Below are 18,879 nucleotides of genomic sequence, written 5' to 3' on the forward strand. Positions count from 1 at the left end.
TAACTTTCTTGCGCATTAAATTAAACCGGGGTCTTGGTCTTGTACAATTTCTTCACAAGCTTTTCCACGGTAAGTCCCTGGCCCAATATGGAAAAGACCACTACCACATAGGTAACAAATAGGAATAGTTCCCTATGCATGATATCCGTTAGGCTCAAAGCCAGTGCAATGGAGATACCGCCCCGCAGTCCGCCCCAGGTCATCACCAAAGTTGTATTGGGCACAAAATCCAGTTTCTTCTTAAAAAAGGTAATGGGCAGCAGGAGGGATAGAAACCTGCTCATCAGAATAATGGGAATGGCCAGGATACCTGCCAACAAGTAACTGTCATCATAGGCCAAAACCAACATTTCCATACCTATCAATACAAAAAGGATGGTATTCAAGAGAATATCGAGCAACTCCCAGAATTTGTCCACATAGAGTTCGGTCTCCACGGACATGGCGCCGTCCCGAACCCGGTCGGTACCAATCAAGAGTCCCGATGTAACCATGGCCAGGGGCGCTGAAAAATGTAATTTTTGTGCTATGACAGTACCGATCATGACCACCGCCAGGGTAATGATCACTTCAATTTGGTAATCGTCTATTTTTTTCATGAAGCGGTACGCCAACCATCCCAGCAAAAGCCCTAAAAGAATCCCTCCAAAAACTTCTTTCGCCAACAAAATGGCTACCTGCGAAAATTCCATAGATGCTCCGCTTAAGGAGGCCATTTGAAACAGGGTAAGGAATAGAATAACACCTACGCCATCGTTGAACAAGGATTCCCCCACAATTTTTGTTTCCAATATTTTGGGTACGCCCGCTTTTTTTAGGATTCCCAAAACGGCAATAGGATCGGTAGGTGAAATCAAGGCCCCGAACACAAGGCAATAGATATAGGCCACCTCTATTTGGATGAGTCCGAGCAAGAAATACATAAATGTCGCCACCAAAAAAGTGGAGACCACCACCCCTAATGTGGAAAAGACAAATATGGGCCATCGTTGTACCTTGAGCTGCTCAAAATTGGTATGCAGTGCCCCTGCAAAAAGCAGGAATCCCAACATAACGTCCAACAATAAGGTCTTAAAATCAATTTGGGTAATGATATACTTTTCAGCATTTAAGAGGGTATCGTCAAAGTAGCTGATTGCAAAAATGCCCAGGGTGAACAGGATGGTAATCAGCATTAAACCGATGCTATTGGGCAGTTTTAGGAACCGAACATTTATATATCCAAATACTGCGGACAGGAGCACCAAAATGGAGGCGATAAGAAAGTAATCCATATTCTTTTAGTTTATAATGCTACAATTTTAGTTTGATGACATGCTATTCAAGGTATTTAAAAGCCTGAGTCTCAAAAAAATTAGACTAAAATAGCAATCGGAAGGTATGATCTCAAGAAATCCCCTTTACATTGTTATCTAGAAAAATTGTGGTACATGAGACTGTGCCAATAAAAAGCCGTTGAAATATAGGATTATTTTTTTAGACCGCAGTGCTCCGGACCACAGCTTATTTATGGTGGACCTGATATCCAGGCAGCGATCGGGATGGGCAGACATGCTAGGCCTAGGATCTAGTACCTCCTTAGTTTATTCATATACCTTCAACCGATAATAATATTATTGCATATCCCCCAGCAAAGTCAACATTTACCATTTGTTCACATTAATGTTTCAAATGGATAGGATGTTCAAGAAAAACACGAAATTAGAGGACAGATTATGGACTATATAATTCATGTGTAAACTCTCCAATGAAATAAAATTATGCTCCTGTAGTAAGAAGGAGGTACGGCCAGATAATAGGTGGATTTTAAAAGCTAATTCCATTTCGGAATTCCAAATGGTGGGGGAGTTTATTGCCCCAGAGGATCAAGAGGATCAAACTGAAAAGTGGAACTACAAACTGCTGTTGAAGAAATTGAACTCCAAAAATTTATTCGATTTTGAATATGTCCCAGAAAATGGGGATGAGCTCGAAATAAGGATTAGAAAGGACGATAAGGGCTCAGAAGACTTGATTTTTGTTTTTTACTTTATGGGGCGGTGGACTGAAGAAATGCCTTTGCGACAATTGAAACAAACTAAAATTAAGCATCAAGGAATTATTGAAAATGCATTGAAAACAAACTAAAATGATGTGGCAAAACAGATGAATTATTTAGGATATGAGAAGGCATCAAAGAAATCATGGTCCTAACACATCCTATTTCCAGTATCATATAACGCCTCAAGCAAATATTCTATATTGGAAAAACTTTTGTAATTTTATCTAAAACCAAACCAATGTCTACCGAGAAAAGTTGCAAAAATTGTGGGGGCAAGATGGCCACAGATTACCAGTACTGTCCGTATTGTGGCCAGGAAGTAGCAGATAACCTTACCATTGGCCTGTTGTTCAGCAACACCATCAGCAATTACTTTTCCGTGGATGCCCGTTTTTTTAGAAGCTTTATCCCGCTGATGTTCAAGCCAGGGGTGCTGGCACGTCGGTTTGTAGATGGCAAAAGGCAGTATTACCTGCATCCCGCCCAGTTTTACCTCTTCAGTTCGGTACTCTTCTTTTTTCTGTTCTCATTTACCGTACGAAAAGTGGACAATACCTTCAGCCAAGTATTGAAAAAGGGCCTTGAACAAAAAATTAACGTGGACAGTCTTGCAACCGGAAAGGATTCCATACGGCTTGCTGCGGCCAAAAAGAAGCTACAGGACAAGAAGTTTATCCTTGGTACATCGGATAAGGATTTGAGCACCATAGACTCCCTGCTGACGGCAGAACAGCAAGGGGATACGGTGACGGCCCCACATTTTTTTCTTAGTTTTAAGCGGGAAGTACTGGATTCCCTCATCACCGCTGAAGCGCCAAGGGACCAAAAACTAAAGGCCATGGGTCTCAAGGATGATGCGGGGGCCTTTGAAACGAGATTTTACGGGCAAGTGCTCAAGGTGTACGAGCAGCGTGGGGACGGTATGTTAAAAGCCTTTTACGATATTATTCCCATTGCCATGTTTTTGCTGATGCCGCTTTTTGCCCTTTTGCTCAAAATATTTTATTGGAGAAAAGGGAATTTTGCCCATCATATGGTTTTTAGTTTTTATTTCTTCACCTTCCTCTTTACCTCCTTCTTTGTTCTGCTGTTGGCAAATAGCTTGATGGAACTGCCCTTATGGATAGAACTTCTGTTCTTATTTTCATTTCTCATTTATCTGATGCTCTCCCTGCGGAATTTTTATGACAGCTCCTGGGGATGGGCCTTTTTTAAAGCGAATACTATTTCCTTTATTTATTTATTGTTCATTATCCCCGTTGCTTTTTTTGGTCTAATATTAACCTCATTTATGCTGTATTGAATACGTTTTTTTGCCGCTGTTTCCTTCGACATTCCCTCATTCCCTCCGCTAGCGCCAATTAGATACACCGTGCTATTGGTGCTGTTTGGCCTTTCCTGGGAGTGGTCACCAACACGGGTCTAAAAAAAAATTGATACCTTTATTTTTATTGGATCCTATGACCTCAGACAGCAACGATTACCCAAGATATGTACAAGCCCTAAAACAATCGGCCTTTTTAAAGGATTCCACGGCCGAGGCCCTAGACCAGCTTCTTTCCCAAATGACAGCCGAACAATGGCGCGCCAAGACGTTTAGAAACAGCATGGACGTGGCCACTACCTTTCATTTTATTGTTTCCGGAAGGCTAAAAGTGTACAAATCCAATCCCGATACCGGAAGGGAACACACAGTCTTCGTATTGTCCAAAGGGGATGTCTTTGATGTGCTTTCGCTCTTGGATACAGAACCCAATGAGGTGTACTGGGAGGCCCTGGACACCTTGGAGGTCTTAAAAGTACCTATGGACCAAATGCGGTTGTGGATCAATGAATACCCGGTAATGCACAAGGCGATCATATCCTACTTGGGGAAACGCATGCAACAGCTGATGAATATTGCCACCGATGTCACCCTGCACAGCACCCTGGTGCGCCTTGCCGCCCTGCTGCTGAAAAACATCAATGGGGAGACCCGTAAACTGGAATTGATCAACAACCTGCCCAACGATGAGATTGCCGGCCTTATTGGCACTACAAGATCTGTGGTGAGCAGACATATCCAGGAACTCAAACGGGTAGGGGCCATCTCCGTGAGCCGCAGAAAAATAAATGTGAAAAACCTGGAAGTCCTCCTGGCCATCGCGGAAGAAAAGCACCTTCCATAAAGGGCAGAGAACGGCCTATAACCCCTTCTCCTTTTCTTCCTTATTAATACAAATATTCCCAAGTGGTACCTGAGTACCTGTTTGCTAAGCTTTAATTCCCTATCTTTAAAAGAATCAGATAGGCCAAGGCGGCTCTATGTGCAATCAACTTCTGCAAAGAGCTACCACTTCTTTCTTGGATTTTAGATTAATCTGCTGGAACCACCACGAGTACTACAGCTAAAATATATCCCACATATGGCCTTATCACTATTGCGGCTCTTCAGAAATAAAAAGTCCCAGGTGAGCCCTTTTGTATTTGTGGCATTTCGCATCAAATTTCCCAAGGCCACAAACCTTGTTTGGCATCAAGTGGGGATTTTAAAATGGCAGGTAGGTTTCACCCTTAAAATGAAAAGGTGTACGGCTTTGTTCAATAGTGATGGTCAATGGCTAGAAACGGTGACCATATTGCCCATGCACCTGCTTCCGGAACAGTTGCAACAGTCTTTGAAGGAGAAACATGCAGTAAAAGGGCATAAAGAAATCCATCACGTGCAAACTCCAGATCGGAGTCATTATGAAATGAGTTTTACAGAGGGTTCCAGTACGTATAAACTGCTCTTTGATGTTTCGTTCAATATTGTAGGGAAGTTGGTCTTGTAACTCTACGGATCCCATTTCCAAAGCCCGCCTTAATACCATAGTACATACATAGGGTTACCATATAGTGTAACCGATCAACTCAATAAAAAGGAAAATTTCAACATGATAGAAGAATTGACAAAATCCCAGGCGCTCCTAGATCGGAGAAAGAATGCCGTTGCCAACGGTGTGGGTGTATTCAATACCGCTACGGTATCGGACGCCAAAGGTGCTATAATCATTGATGCCGATGGGCGCGAACTCATCGATTTTGCCGGGGGCATAGGGGTGGTCAATGCAGGGCATTGCCCGGAACCCGTGGTTGCTGCTATCCGGGAACAGGCGGGAAAGTATTTGCATACCAGTTTTAACGTGGTCACCTATGAGCCCTATATTGAACTCTGTGAGGAACTGATCGATATTCTGCCCCACGGGGAGCAGACCAAGGCTATGCTGGTAAGTACGGGGGCCGAAGCGGTGGAGAACGCCATTAAAATTGCGAGACAGGCTACAAAAAGGCCCGCTATTATCTGTTTTACGGGAGCGTATCACGGGCGGACCATGATGGCTATGACCTTGACCAGCAAGATAAGCTATAAGTATGATTGTGGCCCTTTTGCCCCGGAAGTGTACCGGCTTCCTTTTCCCAACCTATACAGGTATAAGGGGGACAGGAATGAGGCTGCCTTTGTGAAGGATGAACTAAAACGACTGCGCGAAAGCGCTCTTAATCTGGTAGATGTAAAGAGCGTTGCCGCTATCATCTTGGAACCGATACAAGGGGAGGGCGGATTTAATCCCATTCCCCAGGAATATTTGGAAGGGCTCCGTGCCTTTTGTGACGAGCATGGCATCCTGCTAATTATGGACGAGGTGCAAAGTGGTTTCTGTAGAACAGGCCATTGGGCCAGTTGGCAGCATTACGGGGTGCAACCAGATATCAGCACCTATGCCAAATCTATGGGATCTGGCCTGCCCATTGCGGCTGTTCTGGGCCGTGCAGATATTATGGATGCAGCAGCAGCGGGATCCATTGGCGGCACCTATATAGGAAGTCCGGTATGTTGTGCGGCGGCTTTGGCCACCATTAAATACATGAAAGAGATAGATCTTAATGCCAAGGCTGTGGAAGTTGGGGCAACGATCATGAACCGCTTGAAAAATTTGATGAAAGAGTGTCCCCAAATTGGGGATGTAAGGGGAATTGGTGCCATGATAGGTATCGAATTTGTGAAGGATGGTGATCCCACCCAGCCCGATGCGGAGATATGTACAAGAATTGTAAAAGGCTGTTCGGACAACGGTTTGATCATGCTGAGTGCAGGTACCCATAAAAATATTATCAGAATACTATCGCCCTTGGTCATCACCCCGGAACATCTGGATAAAGGGATGACCATTTTTGAAAACGAAATAAGAAAAGCTAGAAAAAAATAAAACTATGAAACCATTCGCAATTGCAGGAATACAGATGAAGGTATCAGCGGTCGCTTCCAATGTGGAAATGATGAAGTTGAAAATTGATATTACCATGAACCTTTATCCATGGATAGAAATGATCATGTTCAGTGAACTATGCGCCTACGGGCCCTTAACACATACCGCACAGCCCATCCCAAATAATTTTGAGGCCGAAATGCAGGCCATGGCGAAGAAGTATGGAATTTGGTTGTTACCAGGATCTATCTTCGAAAAAAGTGGGGACGAGATTTACAATACGGCCACAGTGATCAATCCTCAGGGAGAAATCGTGACCCGTTACAGGAAAATGTTTCCGTTTTATCCGTATGAGGCAGGGGTAACACCGGGACAGGATTATTGCGTTTTCGATGTGCCTGATGTCGCAAGATTTGGCGTATCCATCTGTTATGATATGTGGTTTCCAGAAACCATTAGAACCTTGACCACCATGGGAGCTGAAGTGATTATGCACCCTACCATGTCGGGCACCATTGATCGGGAGATTGAACTGTCCATAGTAAGGGCAATGGCTTCAATAAATCAATGCTATTTCTTTGATGTCAACGGATTGGACACTGGAGGTTGTGGACGTTCTATCGTCTGTGGCCCTGATGGGCGCATTTTGCACCAGTCGGAAGGTACGGAGGAGATCATCCCACTTGAATTAAATATCACTAGAGCAAAAAGAAGTCGTGAATTGGGGATCCTTCGTTTAGGACAACCTCTTAAAAGTTTTAGGGACCATATACATACCCAGCAATTTGGGATTTATCAACCCAATGTTGCCACGCCCTATCTAGATTCTTTGGGGCCGCTGATAAAGCCTACCCGTCTGGATACAATTACAGAATTAAAGATAAAAGAAAATGCATTGGGGCAACAAGCCTCACCAATCCACTTTAAAGGGGATGGCGTACTATAAATCTAAAACAAAAAAATATGGGTGGAATTCCAACTGGTAAAAAGAAAAAGGAAGCGACAATTAAAAATTATGTGAGTTGGTTCGAAATTCCCGCGATCGATTTTACGCAGGCTGTGAATTTTTACAACCACATCTTCGGGATAGAAATGGCCCAAAACGTAACGGAGGTGAATGCCATGGCCTTTTTTCCGGCTACGAAAGGCATTGGGGGGGCAATTATTGCCGGCCCCGGGTCGGTACCCAGTGATACGGGCCCGCTGCTCTATTTGAACGGAGGCAAAGATCTGGGCGATGTGCTCAACAAGGTGGAAGAGGCAGGTGGCCGCATCGTAATGCCCAAGACCCTCATCAGCGAAGATGCGGGGTATTTTGCCATTTTTATCGATTGCCAAGGAAACAAACTCGCTTTACATTCAAACAACTAGAACGTGATTAAAGACAAAACAAAAAGAGCACCTTATTATAACATCGGGCAACTCCGTGTAGATTATTGGAACAAACTAAAAATCGAAACGGCAGAGCTCGGCCGTTGCCAAAAGGGATCTGAAAACGAAAACAATCACAAAAATAAGGTTGAGGAATTGTTAAGCGACCTGAAAGGGGTGGAGTGCTATTTTGCCTCTCCGGGAAAAGGGCGCATGCGCAAACTAGAAAATGCCTTTAGCAACCAGGAGCACGACTCCCTGAGCCATATGGTGGCCGAAACCACAAAACAATTGGTGGGGGACAGCTACAGAAGTAATCCCGACTTTATTGATTTTGATGAACAGAGCATGGAATCGGCCGAGGAGCACGACCAACATGTCAGCGTTCGCAAAAACCACTTTGAGGTCTTGTTCGTGGATGATATTTCTGATCAGGAAGAAGGTAAATTAAGGCATAGCCTAAGGGGCCTACGGACCCCCAACGACAAGTTTACCTATGGCGTGGTGGTACAGCGTTCTTTTCAGGATGTGATGATCGCCCTCCTGTTCAACCACAATATCCAGGCAGTGGTGGTGCGTTATGCGCCTCCATACCTATCTAAAAAGATTACCCCCCTTATCAAACCCTATATTGAAAAGGTGACCAAGCTCGATTTTTCATCGATACCGGAAACCGAACTCGGCCCCCTCATGGGAGAACTGATCAAGAAGTACAGGCCCGAGTTGGATACCTATTATGTGACCGATACAGCATTGGGACATCTTAAGGACAGTACCATTAAGGGGTTTAGACGTATATTTTATCAAACAGAGGATATACAGGAGCTGCACCTGACCATTATGCGCGGAATTGCGGAGCGGTACAATACCCCCTTCTTTTCGGCTTTGGTAGAATACAGCCAAAAGCCCACAGGGGTCTTTCATGCCATGCCCATCTCTCGTGGGAATTCGGTCTTCAAATCCAGATGGATCAATGATTTTGGGGATTTTTACGGTCGGAATATGTTTTTGGCGGAAACCTCGGCCACCACAGGGGGGCTCGATTCCCTTCTGCAGCCAACGGGACCTATTAAAAAGGCCCAGGAAATGGCACGTGATGCCTATGGTTCCCAATACACCTATTTTGTGACCAACGGAACATCCACCGCAAATAAAATAGTGATGCAGGCCTTGGTGAAACCACAGGATGTAGTGCTTATCGACCGCGATTGCCATAAGTCGCACCACTATGGTCTGGTTTTGGCCGGGGCGTATCCCGTGTATCTGGATTCTTACCCAATAGAAGAGTATTCCATGTACGGGGCAGTGCCCTTGGAGCAGATCAAAACCAAACTGCTACAACTGAAAGATGCGGGAAGGTTGGACAATGTGAAGATGTTGCTGCTGACCAATTGTACGTTTGATGGTCTTGTTTACAATGTGGAACGGGTAATGGAACAAGTGCTCGCCATAAAACCGGATATGGTCTTTTTATGGGATGAGGCCTGGTTTGCCTTTGCAGGTTTTGCCAACAATTACAAGCAACGAACCGGAATGTTCACCGCTAAAAAGCTTTGTGACAGATACAGTAGTGAAAAGTATAGGGCGAAGTACAAGGAGCATATCAAAGGCCTGAAGGAGGGAGAACAATCTTTATTGCCCGATCCCGATAAGGTGAAGATTAGGGTCTATGCCACCCAAAGCACACATAAGACCTTGAGCAGCTTTAGACAGGGCTCTATGATCCATATTTGGGATGAGGATTTCCGTCGCAAGACCGAGAATACCTTTCTCGAGGCCTATATGACCCATACCTCTACCTCCCCCAATTACCAGATGTTGGCCTCCTTAGATATCGGAAGAAGACAGGTACAGCTGGAAGGTTTTGAACTGGTGGAAAAAAGTATTGAATTGGCCATGGTCCTTAGGGCCAAGGTGAATGACAATCCCCAGCTGAGCAAATATTTTGATGTGCTGACGGTGAAAGATTTTATTCCGGATCAATACCGACAAACCGGCCTTAAGGAATACTATACCAAAAATGCCGGGTGGAACCGTATGGAAGAGGCCTGGGAGAAGGATGAATTTGTGCTGGACCCTACCAAAATTACCTTGTATATAGGAAAAACAGGGGTAGATGGTGACACCTTCAAGAACAAATACTTGATGGATAAGTTCAATATCCAGATCAATAAAACCTCTAGGAACACCGTGCTGTTCATGACGAACATAGGGACCACCAGAGGGAGTATCACCTATCTGACCAATGCGCTTTTAAAAATTGCGGATGAATTGGACGATGAGGTAAAATCTTTGAGCGACAAGGAACTGGAAATACGGGACAAACGGATTTATTCGTTGACCCAAGAGGTGCCGCCCTTACCAGATTTCAGTTATTTCCACCACTCTTTCCAGGCCGTCCCAGGCGTCCCCGGAGGTAATCTGCGGGAAGCCTATTTCTTGGCCTACGATGAAGAAAATTATGAATATGTCCCTTTGAACGACGTATTGTCCATCATGGAAAAGGGCAGAAAACTGGTAGCCTCCACCTTTGTGATTCCCTACCCACCCGGGTTTCCTGTATTGGTACCGGGGCAGGTAGTAAGTGAGGAAATCATCAATTTTCTTACGGTGCTCGATGTGAGCGAGATCCACGGTTACCGATCCGATCTGGGTCTTAGGGTATTCAAGGAAAAGGTGCTGGACAGGCACATGATTACCACCTCCATTGGCGGAATGGCCATTGGAAAGAAGAAAAAGCAATTAATCTAATTATTAAAATATTTTAAATGACAACTAAAAAAACAACAGCAAATAAGATCGCCAAACCCATTGTTTCTAAAACGACGCCAGCAAAAAAAGCAGCTGCAAAACCAGTTCTTAACGGTGTAAGCGATATCAGACGATTTTTTCACAAAAACGAGACCCCACTTTATTTTATCAGTGCCACCAATTTTAATATGCTTGGTGCCGATGAATGGATCAAGGGTTTTAAGTTTATCTGTCATATAGAATGTTTTGATGGGCAGCACCCCAATGTTTTTTCCCCTAAGGAAGAAATTCCGCATGACGAGTTCACGAGTATTGAGGACATCAATAATTACCTCTTGCAACACCCAGAGGTCCAGGATTATTTGACCACTAGGAAGAAAGGAAAGTCGGCAGGAAAGGCCATGTTTCTTATGTTTGATGAACAGACAGAGAAGCTCGCCAAAAAACTGGGACTGGAAATTATGTTCCCTAGCGCCAAGATGCGGAACTTCATGGACAACAAGGTAAATACAAACCGTATTGCCGAAAAGGCAGGCGTTCCCTGTGTACCCTATGTGCTTTCCCCAGTTTTGGATTATGCCCACCTGAACAAAATATCCAAGGCCCTAGGTACTGATCTGGTGATACAAACCCCTTATGGCGATTCCGGACATACCACGTTTTTTATCTCCAATGAGGAGGAATTCAAGAAATATGAAGAGGAGATTGTCAAGGAAAAGGAAGTAAAAGTAATGAAGCGCATCAATTGCAGGGGGTCTGCCATTGAAGCCTGTGTGACCCAACACGGTACCATCGTAGCCCCGCTAATGACAGAACTTGTAGGGTTTAAGGAGATGACCCCTTACAAGGGCGGATGGTGCGGCAATGAAATATACCCGAATGCCTTTACGCCGGAAATTCGTAAAAAGGCAACTAAGTATACCAACCTTTTTGGTGACCAGTTGAGAAAAGAAGGATATAAAGGCTATTTTGAACTGGATTTCCTTATTGATCAAGATAACGGGGAAATTTATCTAGGCGAATTGAACCCTAGGGTAACAGGGGCGAGTTCTATTACCAACCACGCGGTATTTGCCTTGGCAGATGCCCCGCTTTTTGTATTCCATATCCTGGAATGGATGAATGTGGAGTATGAATTGAATGTAAAACAGTTGAACCAAAGATGGGCGAGACAAGAGAATATTGATGGTTGGAGCCAGTTGATCATTAAACATACAGAGGATACCATTGAATATGTTTCCGAGGCCCCAAAATCGGGTATTTGGAAAATGTTCGATAATGGCCATATCCAATATGACAGGATGGACACCCATAGAAGGGCCGTAGAGTCAGAAAACGAGGCGTTTTTCCTTCACATTGCAAAGGAGGGGGATTATTTGTACGAAGGGGCAGATATGGGTATCTTAGTGTCAAGAGGCCGCATGATGACCGATGATTTTAAACTGAATGCACGATCTAAAGCATGGATAAATGCCATTAGAGGGAAATATGTTTCTCAAATCACAGAAGATAAGAGAGAACCTGTTGCACTCACCGGAAGTTTAACCAAATAACGTTCAGCATTAAATTTATAAGGGAATGGGTCTATAATAAATCCGAAGTCTTTGTGGCTTTTGGTAATTTTGTAAAGACCTATTTCCTTGTATCTGAGAATTAATATAATGGCGTATATGCAATTACGATTTAATGCTATTTCCGAACTAGGGGAGCCTGGTGCTAAATTCAAAAAATTATTTGATTCCTATTGGCCAGGCTATAATTCCTGGTTGACTACCAAGGGTGCAGTTTCAGTTCCAGATTTGGCAACTTCACAGGCTGCTTTGAGAAAATATATGCCGGAAATGTTGCCGACATACGAAAAGCTATGTAACCTGGTGAATGCCGATGCGGTGGCGGCCCAATTTCTTACAGGATTTCAGCCCCCAGCGTATATCTCGGCATGTTCACAGGCTGTGTTGGTTGAAAAGGAGGTACAATTGGTGCGGAACTATGATTATCATCCGGACCTATTTGAAGGTACCCTTTTACTGAGCTCCTGGAATGGAAAAAAGGTGATGGCGACCAGTGATTGTCTCATCGGGGCAGTTGATGGGATGAACGAGAGTGGCTTGGCCATTTCACTTACCTTCGGCGGTCGAAAGGTAGTAGGGGAAGGTTTTGGGATACCCTTTATCTTGCGTTACGTCCTCGAATTTTGTGATACTACGGAAGAAGCAGTAGCGGCATTGACCCGTATACCCTCACACATGGCCTACAACGTAACCGTAGTGGACCGTAGTGGGGTATTTAAGACAGTGCTGCTGTCCCCGGATCGTACACCTTTGGTGACTGAGGCTGCTTTTACCACCAATCACCAGATACATGTTGATTGGCCAGAAAACGCAACTTTCAACAAAAGCATGGAGCGTTCGGAGTTTTTAAGCGATCTGTTGGCCCAAAAAGGTTTGGATGCAAAAACTTTGGCCGATGCATTCTTGAGAAAGCCCCTTTATAATACACTTTTCAGTGAAGGTTTTGAAACCCTGTTTACCAGTGTTTATCAACCCGTGGCAGGAACTATGCAATTGCGTTGGCCAAATGAGAGCATGTTCCAGTCGTTCGATAATTTTACGGAGTCACACAAACTGGTTCAATTTGGGGAATCCGCCAAAGAACTGGAGCAAAGTGACACTTTGATGAATACTCCATCGGAAACCTCAAGAGTTACGCCCCAAGAATCTTTGACCTGTAGCACTTTAGAAAGATTTTACCTGAATTGAAAAATCAGATTTATAGATACAGAACTATCATCAATAATAGGGTTAGAACCCTATAATTAATTACATATGGAATTTAAGAGCATCAACCCTTACAATGGGCAGGAAGTAGGAACATACACATCAATTACAGAACAGGAACTGGAGGAAAAACTCCATAAAAGCAAGATCGCCCATAAGGCCTGGAAACAGGTGCCCCTTGCCGAGCGCTGCAGGCTACTGAAAAAAGCGGGAGCGGTTTTGCGGGATAATGTGGAGGAATATGCCAAGATGATCAGCTTGGAAATGGGGAAACCCCTTTCGGAAGCCAAAGGGGAAGTCAACAAGTGCGCATGGGTGTGCGATTATTACGCCGATAATGCCACTGCCTTTCTCGCTGATGAAACCATAGGTACCGATGCCGAGAAAAGTTTTGTACGTCATGACTCCATTGGGGCTGTTCTGGCCATTATGCCCTGGAACTTTCCATTTTGGCAGGTGTTCAGGTATGCGGCGCCCACCTTGACCGCGGGCAATACAGGCTTGTTAAAACACGCCCCGAATGTCTTTGGATGTGCCCAACAGATAGAGGATGTTTTCACAAGGGCAGGGTATCCAGAATATGTGTTTCAGAACCTGATTGTGCACCACGACCAAACCGAGAAGATCATTGTACACGATGCCGTAAAAGCAGTTACCCTAACAGGGAGTGAAAGGGCAGGCTCGGCCGTGGCGGAACTGGCGGGGCGCTACATAAAGAAAACGGTGCTGGAACTCGGGGGCAACAATGCTTTTATCGTATGGGACGATGCGGACATTGACCAGAGCGTAAAGATTGCGGTAACGGCCAGGATGATGAATTGTGGACAAAGCTGTATTGCGGCCAAACGCTTTATTTTAATGGATGGTATTTATGATGAATTCGTCCAGAAATTCACCGAGGCGGTAAAACAATTGAAATCTGGGGATCCGATGGAGGACAATACCACCATAGGGCCGCTGGCGCGACTGGATCTCGCTGACCAATTGAATACCCAGGTAAAAGAATCGGTATCACAGGGAGCCAAACTTTTATTAGGGGGCAATCAGAACGGATGTTACCACGAACCCACTATTTTGGGAGAGGTAGTACCGGGAATGGCCGCCTTTGACCAAGAAACCTTCGGGCCCTTGGCCGCTATGATCAGGGCCAGGGATATTGACCATGCCTTTGAACTTTCTGAAAATTCGAAATACGGGCTAGGGGTAACGGTTTGTACCAAAAACACGGAAATGGCCTTAGAGCATGCCCATAAAGTTAGCGATGGCGCCTATTTTATAAACGAACTGGTGAAGTCCGATCCCAGATTGCCGTTTGGGGGAACCAAAAACTCAGGATATGGCCGTGAACTGTCAAAAGATGGGATGATGGAGTTTGTCAACAGAAAAACGGTATATGTAAAGCATTAAAAGATAGACGCGCTTGGCCGTCATTGTGAGGCCCTTTGGCCAAAGCAATCTGCCACTTTCGTATTCCTTTTGTAAGATTGGCGCGCTCCATTGCCTTCCGCCCGCAATAATAGTTTTTCTGCCTATTGTTTTCTGCTACGTCATTGCGAACGCAGTGAAGCAATCCGTAACATTCGGGTCCTATTGGTAGGATTGTCCATTGTTTTCCTATGATCCAAACCTTTCTTTTCGCTATGAATGTCACCCCTAACCATCTGGCATTGTGATATATTAACATAATGTATCCTTAAAATTATCTTAAAAAGGTAATACAGCATAGAAAGCGGAAAAGGGAGCGGAGTTTTGGAAGGTTATTCTGACGCATCTTTGCAGTGTATAATTTTTAAAACTATACAATCATGACAAAAGAAAAATTTAATCCAAGTATATATCAAACGATCCCCTATTCATTTGATATGGTAGACCAATGGAATGCCGAAGGAAAGAGAATCAAGGATTTAGTACTTAAAAATACAATGGTCACTGAGCAAGGTGTTTCTGAAATGACCCTTAATATCACCAAATTATCTGCTACAGATAAAGCTGGCAAGGAACATTTTATTGAGGATTTTCCATCCTTGGCCAATTTGACTATCAAAGGGTTGCATACAGGGCATTTTTTGAGGTCCAAAAGCGCACTGGAGCTGAACCCTGGGGAGTACACTTCTTTTAGGTTCTATCTGAAAAAAGCAGGAAACAGTTTTGTGTACAGCGACCGCAGTTCAAAAAATGTATCCAGTTTTGAAAGCCTCGATTTTGAGATCGAAGGCGGACTACAGATACACGGAGACGAAGCCAAGGAGGTAATCCTAAGGTTTGATTTTGAACCTTATGCCTTGCCACAGTTTTTGATGAAAACAAAGGAAATGTTCAAAAGCTTCAAGTGGTTTATGAGCCAGTTGGTGCAAAGTATGGAGCACAAACGCATAAAAATTTAGATAAGGGAAGTCGCTCATTTTGGCGGCATAGGGTGTAAGATGTGTTCATCTGCACCAGTACAATACAAAAAGCCTTCCGTTTCTGGAAGGCTTTTTTTGTGCTACCAAGGGGTTAGGTGGTTCGGTATGCGCTGCCATAAAAAAACCCGGCAGTTGAGCCAGGTTTTTAGTATGCCTTTTATCCTATTGGATTAATCGTCCAGCAAGTCGATGATGTCCTTCATTTTGTTGCGTATGGCCTGTGCCAGATCGTTGTTGCCATCTTCATCACGGGGCGATATCTCTATAATGCCATCGTTGTTGCCGTCCATTGCTCCACTCAGGTCTATCCCGTTAACGGAATTGAACAAAAGGGAGAGGTTAAAATCGATCACCAAGCTCTCTGTGTTATTGGAAATTAAAAAATCTACCGTAGGATCCTCAAAATCGATCTCTATTTCATCCATAAAATCATGCCAGAAGACAAAGGGAACATCGTTTACGGTGCCCTTGATCAGTACGGATTTGTCAAAAATCTCACTGTTCACATCCTTGTTTTTATTGATCTTGAACTCCAATTCCTCATAACGGCCATTGGGGACGGTAACATTTAGAAAGCTGATCTGTCCCGCCATTAGGTCTAGGGTAAAGGGACCTTCCAGTTCTATCTCATCTTCGAAATCGAAGTAACCGTCGTCATCCCAGTCATCGTTTATATCATCTTCCATTTCCATCTCTTCCACATCGATCTCCAGTTCAAATTCCACAAGGTTGATGACGAAGTCGGTGATCTCAATACCTTCTGCCACACTCTTGGAGGTGGTCCCCTGTTTGGAAGAAGATGTGGCTGTAGTGGTGCTTTTTGCGCTCAGCGCCAGTTTCCCCGAATCCGAACCTGATTCTTCCTTGGAACAGGAGATTAAGGTGAAAATACTCAGCAGTGCAAGGCCGAGCCATTGATTGAATTGTTTCATAGTAGTAAATTTTAAATATTTGGGTTTATATAATGGTAAAACAACTGAGTTTGGTTTTACCCTACTTTTTTTCGATGAACTACATCAATTGCGTAAGAAAGTATAACGGTAAAGGAGGTCATCTAGTATGGAACCGTGGCGTCAGCAGGATTTTGGAGGAATCTAAAAAACCACAATTTAGCAAAGGATGAACCTTACAGGTTGGCCATCTCGAGAATAGTGTTGCCCTATAAATGGCAAGTGGGTAGGGCCATATAAAAGGGAAACCTCAAAATTTGATCGGGTATAATCAAAATATCCTCTGCGTGGCCAAAGCCAAGAGCTATGACTAATTGGGCAATTCATGACAATGGTCAGGAAATTTTCTGGTGAACCTATATATTTTTGATCATGGAACCGAAGAAGGTATTGAAGTTATTGGTGGTTTGCCTTATTTGTGTGGGGTTGATCACCGCCTTTGTGATACTTCTAAAATATGTAATCAACTAAATTATAGGATATGAAAAAAAATATGGGCGGCACAGACCGCATGATTCGATTTATTATTGCCGCTGTGATCGGGGTCTTGTATTGGCAGAAAATTATAGATGGCACACTGGCCTATGTGCTCCTGACACTGGCGGGGATATTTGTATTGACCAGTTTCGTTAGCTTTTGTCCGCTTTACAGTATTGTGGGTCTCAATACCTGTAAGATAAAAGAGTAGAGATAAATTTGTTTGAAAAAGGGTATTGACTAAGGCATGGTCAATACCCTTTGTTGTGTGCTGCATGTTACATCCGTTGATGCCACCCAGTGTAACTATTGTTACTGTACCGGTAAAATATAGGGTCTACCTTTAGGTACAACTAAACAAAAGACCTATTATGGGATCACATCATCAAGTACTGATTATTGGAGGGGGTACGGCCGGCATTATGGTTGCTTCACAACTTATAAGACAGAAAAAAGTAAAGGATATTGCTATTATCGAGCCATCTGATACACATTATTATCAGCCGGCTTGGACCTTGGTGGCAGCCGGTACTTATGACTTTGCTAAAACAGCCAAACCCATGGGATCCATCATACCTAAGGGCGCTACCTGGATAAAGGATAAGGCCACTGGTTTTGATCCGGAAAACAACCGTGTCCATACTGAGACCAAAGGGGATATTACCTATGATTATTTGGTGGTTGCTCCCGGATTGGCCTATGATTTTAGTTTGGTACCGGGATTGGGGGAGGCCATGGATAAAGGGGTGGTCTGCAGTACCTATACCGATTCCAGACATGCATGGGATGTCATCAAAAACTTTAAGGGAGGGACGGCTTTGTTCACTCAGCCAACCACGCCCATAAAATGTGGTGGCGCACCTCAGAAAATCATGTATTTAGCTGAAAGCTATTTTAGAAAAACGGGCGTTCGAAAAAATATGGAGGTGGTATTTGCAACCTCAGGAACAAAAATATTTGGCATCAAAAGAATAGCCGATACGTTAATGAAGGTGGTTGATAGGAAGGATATCAATCTTAGGTTTTATCACAAACTCGTGGAGGTAGATGCCGAAAAGCAGATTGCCTGGTATGAACTGGGCAAAGATATTGCCCCTGGAACCTGTGTTGTAAAGTCAGGGGATGATGCTAAACCATTGGATGAAACTTTTCAGTATAATTATAAAGATGTAAAAGTGACTATTGAAGGAAACCGATATGGTATTCATTATGATATGTTGCATACGGCACCGCCATCGGTAGCTCCAACGTTTGTTAGTGAATCTTCCTTGGTGAACGAGGTAGGATGGGTAGATGTGGACAAACAAACCATGCAGCATACCAAATATCCAAATATTTTTAGTTTGGGCGATGTGTCCTCCCTGCCCACTGCAAAAACGGGGGCGGCTGTAAGAAAACAAGCCCCAGTTGTGGTAGAAAATATAGACCTGTTGATCAAAGAAAACAAAATCGGGACAAAAGCCTATAATGGGTATTCTTCCTGTCCGCTCGTTACCGATTACGGTAAAATGGTATTGGCAGAGTTTGATTATGACAACAAATTCACCCCAGATCCCAAACTGAAGCAAATGCTGGTTTTTGATAGTACCAAAGAGCATTGGAGATTGTGGCTGCTAAAGAAATATGGGTTGCCATATCTCTATTGGAATAAAATGATGAAGGGCAAAAATGTATAATTAAATTTCCCCCATTTATTGTAAGAAGATGAAACCTAACAAGTTTCATCTTTTTTTTTGTCGCAAATTTTTAAAAAACATCACTTTTTGTCTTTGGTACCTTACCTATTGGGATGATACTGGACTATTAATATAGGGCGAAGTATACCAGAAAGGGAAATGCTATGCCAATTGTACATGGTTAGATTTTATGAATCCTTAC

At 43.8% G+C, this 18,879-nt stretch carries 16 protein-coding genes; 14 read left to right on the plus strand and 2 right to left on the minus strand.

Annotated elements, in window-relative coordinates; genetic code table 11:
• Nucleotides 1–20 precede the first annotated feature (20 nt).
• On the minus strand, nt 21–1,274 hold the full coding sequence (locus SB49_RS14330; protein WP_062057916.1) for a cation:proton antiporter: 1,254 nt from the start codon (nt 1,272–1,274) through the stop codon (nt 21–23).
• A 457-nt stretch (nt 1,275–1,731) separates the two neighbouring features.
• Here SB49_RS14330 and SB49_RS14335 point away from each other — a divergent pair, with 457 nt between their 5' ends.
• The 12 genes from SB49_RS14335 (at nt 1,732) to SB49_RS14395 (ending at nt 15,553) form a co-directional block, all read left to right on the plus strand.
• On the plus strand, nt 1,732–2,127 hold the full coding sequence (locus SB49_RS14335) for a hypothetical protein (RefSeq protein WP_062057918.1): 396 nt from the start codon (nt 1,732–1,734) through the stop codon (nt 2,125–2,127).
• Between the two features lie 152 nt (nt 2,128–2,279).
• Complete coding sequence (locus tag SB49_RS14340) at nt 2,280–3,344, plus strand: DUF3667 domain-containing protein (protein ID WP_062057921.1); 1,065 nt, start codon at nt 2,280–2,282, stop codon at nt 3,342–3,344.
• 157 nt (nt 3,345–3,501) lie between these two features.
• Nucleotides 3,502–4,209 (plus strand): Crp/Fnr family transcriptional regulator, encoded by a 708-nt coding sequence (locus SB49_RS14345; protein ID WP_145758400.1) that lies wholly within the window; start codon nt 3,502–3,504, stop codon nt 4,207–4,209.
• A gap of 237 nt (nt 4,210–4,446) precedes the next feature.
• On the plus strand, nt 4,447–4,854 hold the full coding sequence (locus SB49_RS14350) for a PepSY-like domain-containing protein (RefSeq protein ID WP_145758401.1): 408 nt from the start codon (nt 4,447–4,449) through the stop codon (nt 4,852–4,854).
• Nucleotides 4,855–4,956: 102 nt separating this feature from the next.
• Nucleotides 4,957–6,270 carry an aspartate aminotransferase family protein gene (locus SB49_RS14355; RefSeq protein ID WP_062057929.1) on the plus strand — a complete coding sequence of 438 codons (1,314 nt, stop codon included), beginning with the start codon at nt 4,957–4,959 and terminating at the stop codon, nt 6,268–6,270.
• A gap of 4 nt (nt 6,271–6,274) precedes the next feature.
• Nucleotides 6,275–7,216, plus strand: coding sequence for a carbon-nitrogen hydrolase family protein (locus SB49_RS14360; RefSeq protein WP_062057932.1), 942 nt, complete (start codon nt 6,275–6,277; stop codon nt 7,214–7,216).
• A gap of 17 nt (nt 7,217–7,233) precedes the next feature.
• Entirely contained in the window at nt 7,234–7,641 is a 408-nt protein-coding gene (locus SB49_RS14365; RefSeq protein ID WP_062057935.1) for a VOC family protein, read from the plus strand.
• Nucleotides 7,642–7,644: 3 nt separating this feature from the next.
• Nucleotides 7,645–10,392 carry an aminotransferase class I/II-fold pyridoxal phosphate-dependent enzyme gene (locus SB49_RS14370; RefSeq protein WP_145758402.1) on the plus strand — a complete coding sequence of 916 codons (2,748 nt, stop codon included), beginning with the start codon at nt 7,645–7,647 and terminating at the stop codon, nt 10,390–10,392.
• A 17-nt stretch (nt 10,393–10,409) separates the two neighbouring features.
• Complete coding sequence (locus tag SB49_RS14375; RefSeq protein ID WP_082591125.1) at nt 10,410–11,945, plus strand: biotin carboxylase; 1,536 nt, start codon at nt 10,410–10,412, stop codon at nt 11,943–11,945.
• Between the two features lie 117 nt (nt 11,946–12,062).
• Nucleotides 12,063–13,151 carry a C45 family autoproteolytic acyltransferase/hydolase gene (locus tag SB49_RS14380; protein WP_082591169.1) on the plus strand — a complete coding sequence of 363 codons (1,089 nt, stop codon included), beginning with the start codon at nt 12,063–12,065 and terminating at the stop codon, nt 13,149–13,151.
• 66 nt (nt 13,152–13,217) lie between these two features.
• Nucleotides 13,218–14,576, plus strand: a complete 1,359-nt coding sequence (locus tag SB49_RS14385) for an NAD-dependent succinate-semialdehyde dehydrogenase (protein WP_062057938.1) — start codon at nt 13,218–13,220, stop codon at nt 14,574–14,576.
• 398 nt (nt 14,577–14,974) lie between these two features.
• Nucleotides 14,975–15,553: a hypothetical protein gene (locus SB49_RS14395; protein ID WP_062057944.1), complete on the plus strand. Its 579-nt coding sequence runs from the start codon at nt 14,975–14,977 to the stop codon at nt 15,551–15,553.
• 191 nt (nt 15,554–15,744) lie between these two features.
• Here the strand turns inward: SB49_RS14395 and SB49_RS14400 are convergent, their stop codons facing one another.
• Entirely contained in the window at nt 15,745–16,506 is a 762-nt protein-coding gene (locus SB49_RS14400; protein ID WP_062057947.1) for a hypothetical protein, read from the minus strand.
• Nucleotides 16,507–17,005: 499 nt separating this feature from the next.
• Here SB49_RS14400 and SB49_RS14405 point away from each other — a divergent pair, with 499 nt between their 5' ends.
• Both SB49_RS14405 and SB49_RS14410 read left to right on the plus strand, forming a co-directional pair.
• On the plus strand, nt 17,006–17,212 hold the full coding sequence (locus SB49_RS14405) for a YgaP family membrane protein (protein ID WP_062057949.1): 207 nt from the start codon (nt 17,006–17,008) through the stop codon (nt 17,210–17,212).
• Between the two features lie 160 nt (nt 17,213–17,372).
• Nucleotides 17,373–18,677 carry an NAD(P)/FAD-dependent oxidoreductase gene (locus tag SB49_RS14410; protein WP_062057951.1) on the plus strand — a complete coding sequence of 435 codons (1,305 nt, stop codon included), beginning with the start codon at nt 17,373–17,375 and terminating at the stop codon, nt 18,675–18,677.
• Nucleotides 18,678–18,879 lie beyond the last annotated feature (202 nt).

Origin of the sequence: Sediminicola sp. YIK13, assembly GCF_001430825.1 — a bacterium.
Taxonomy (GTDB): Bacteria; Bacteroidota; Bacteroidia; order Flavobacteriales; family Flavobacteriaceae; genus Sediminicola.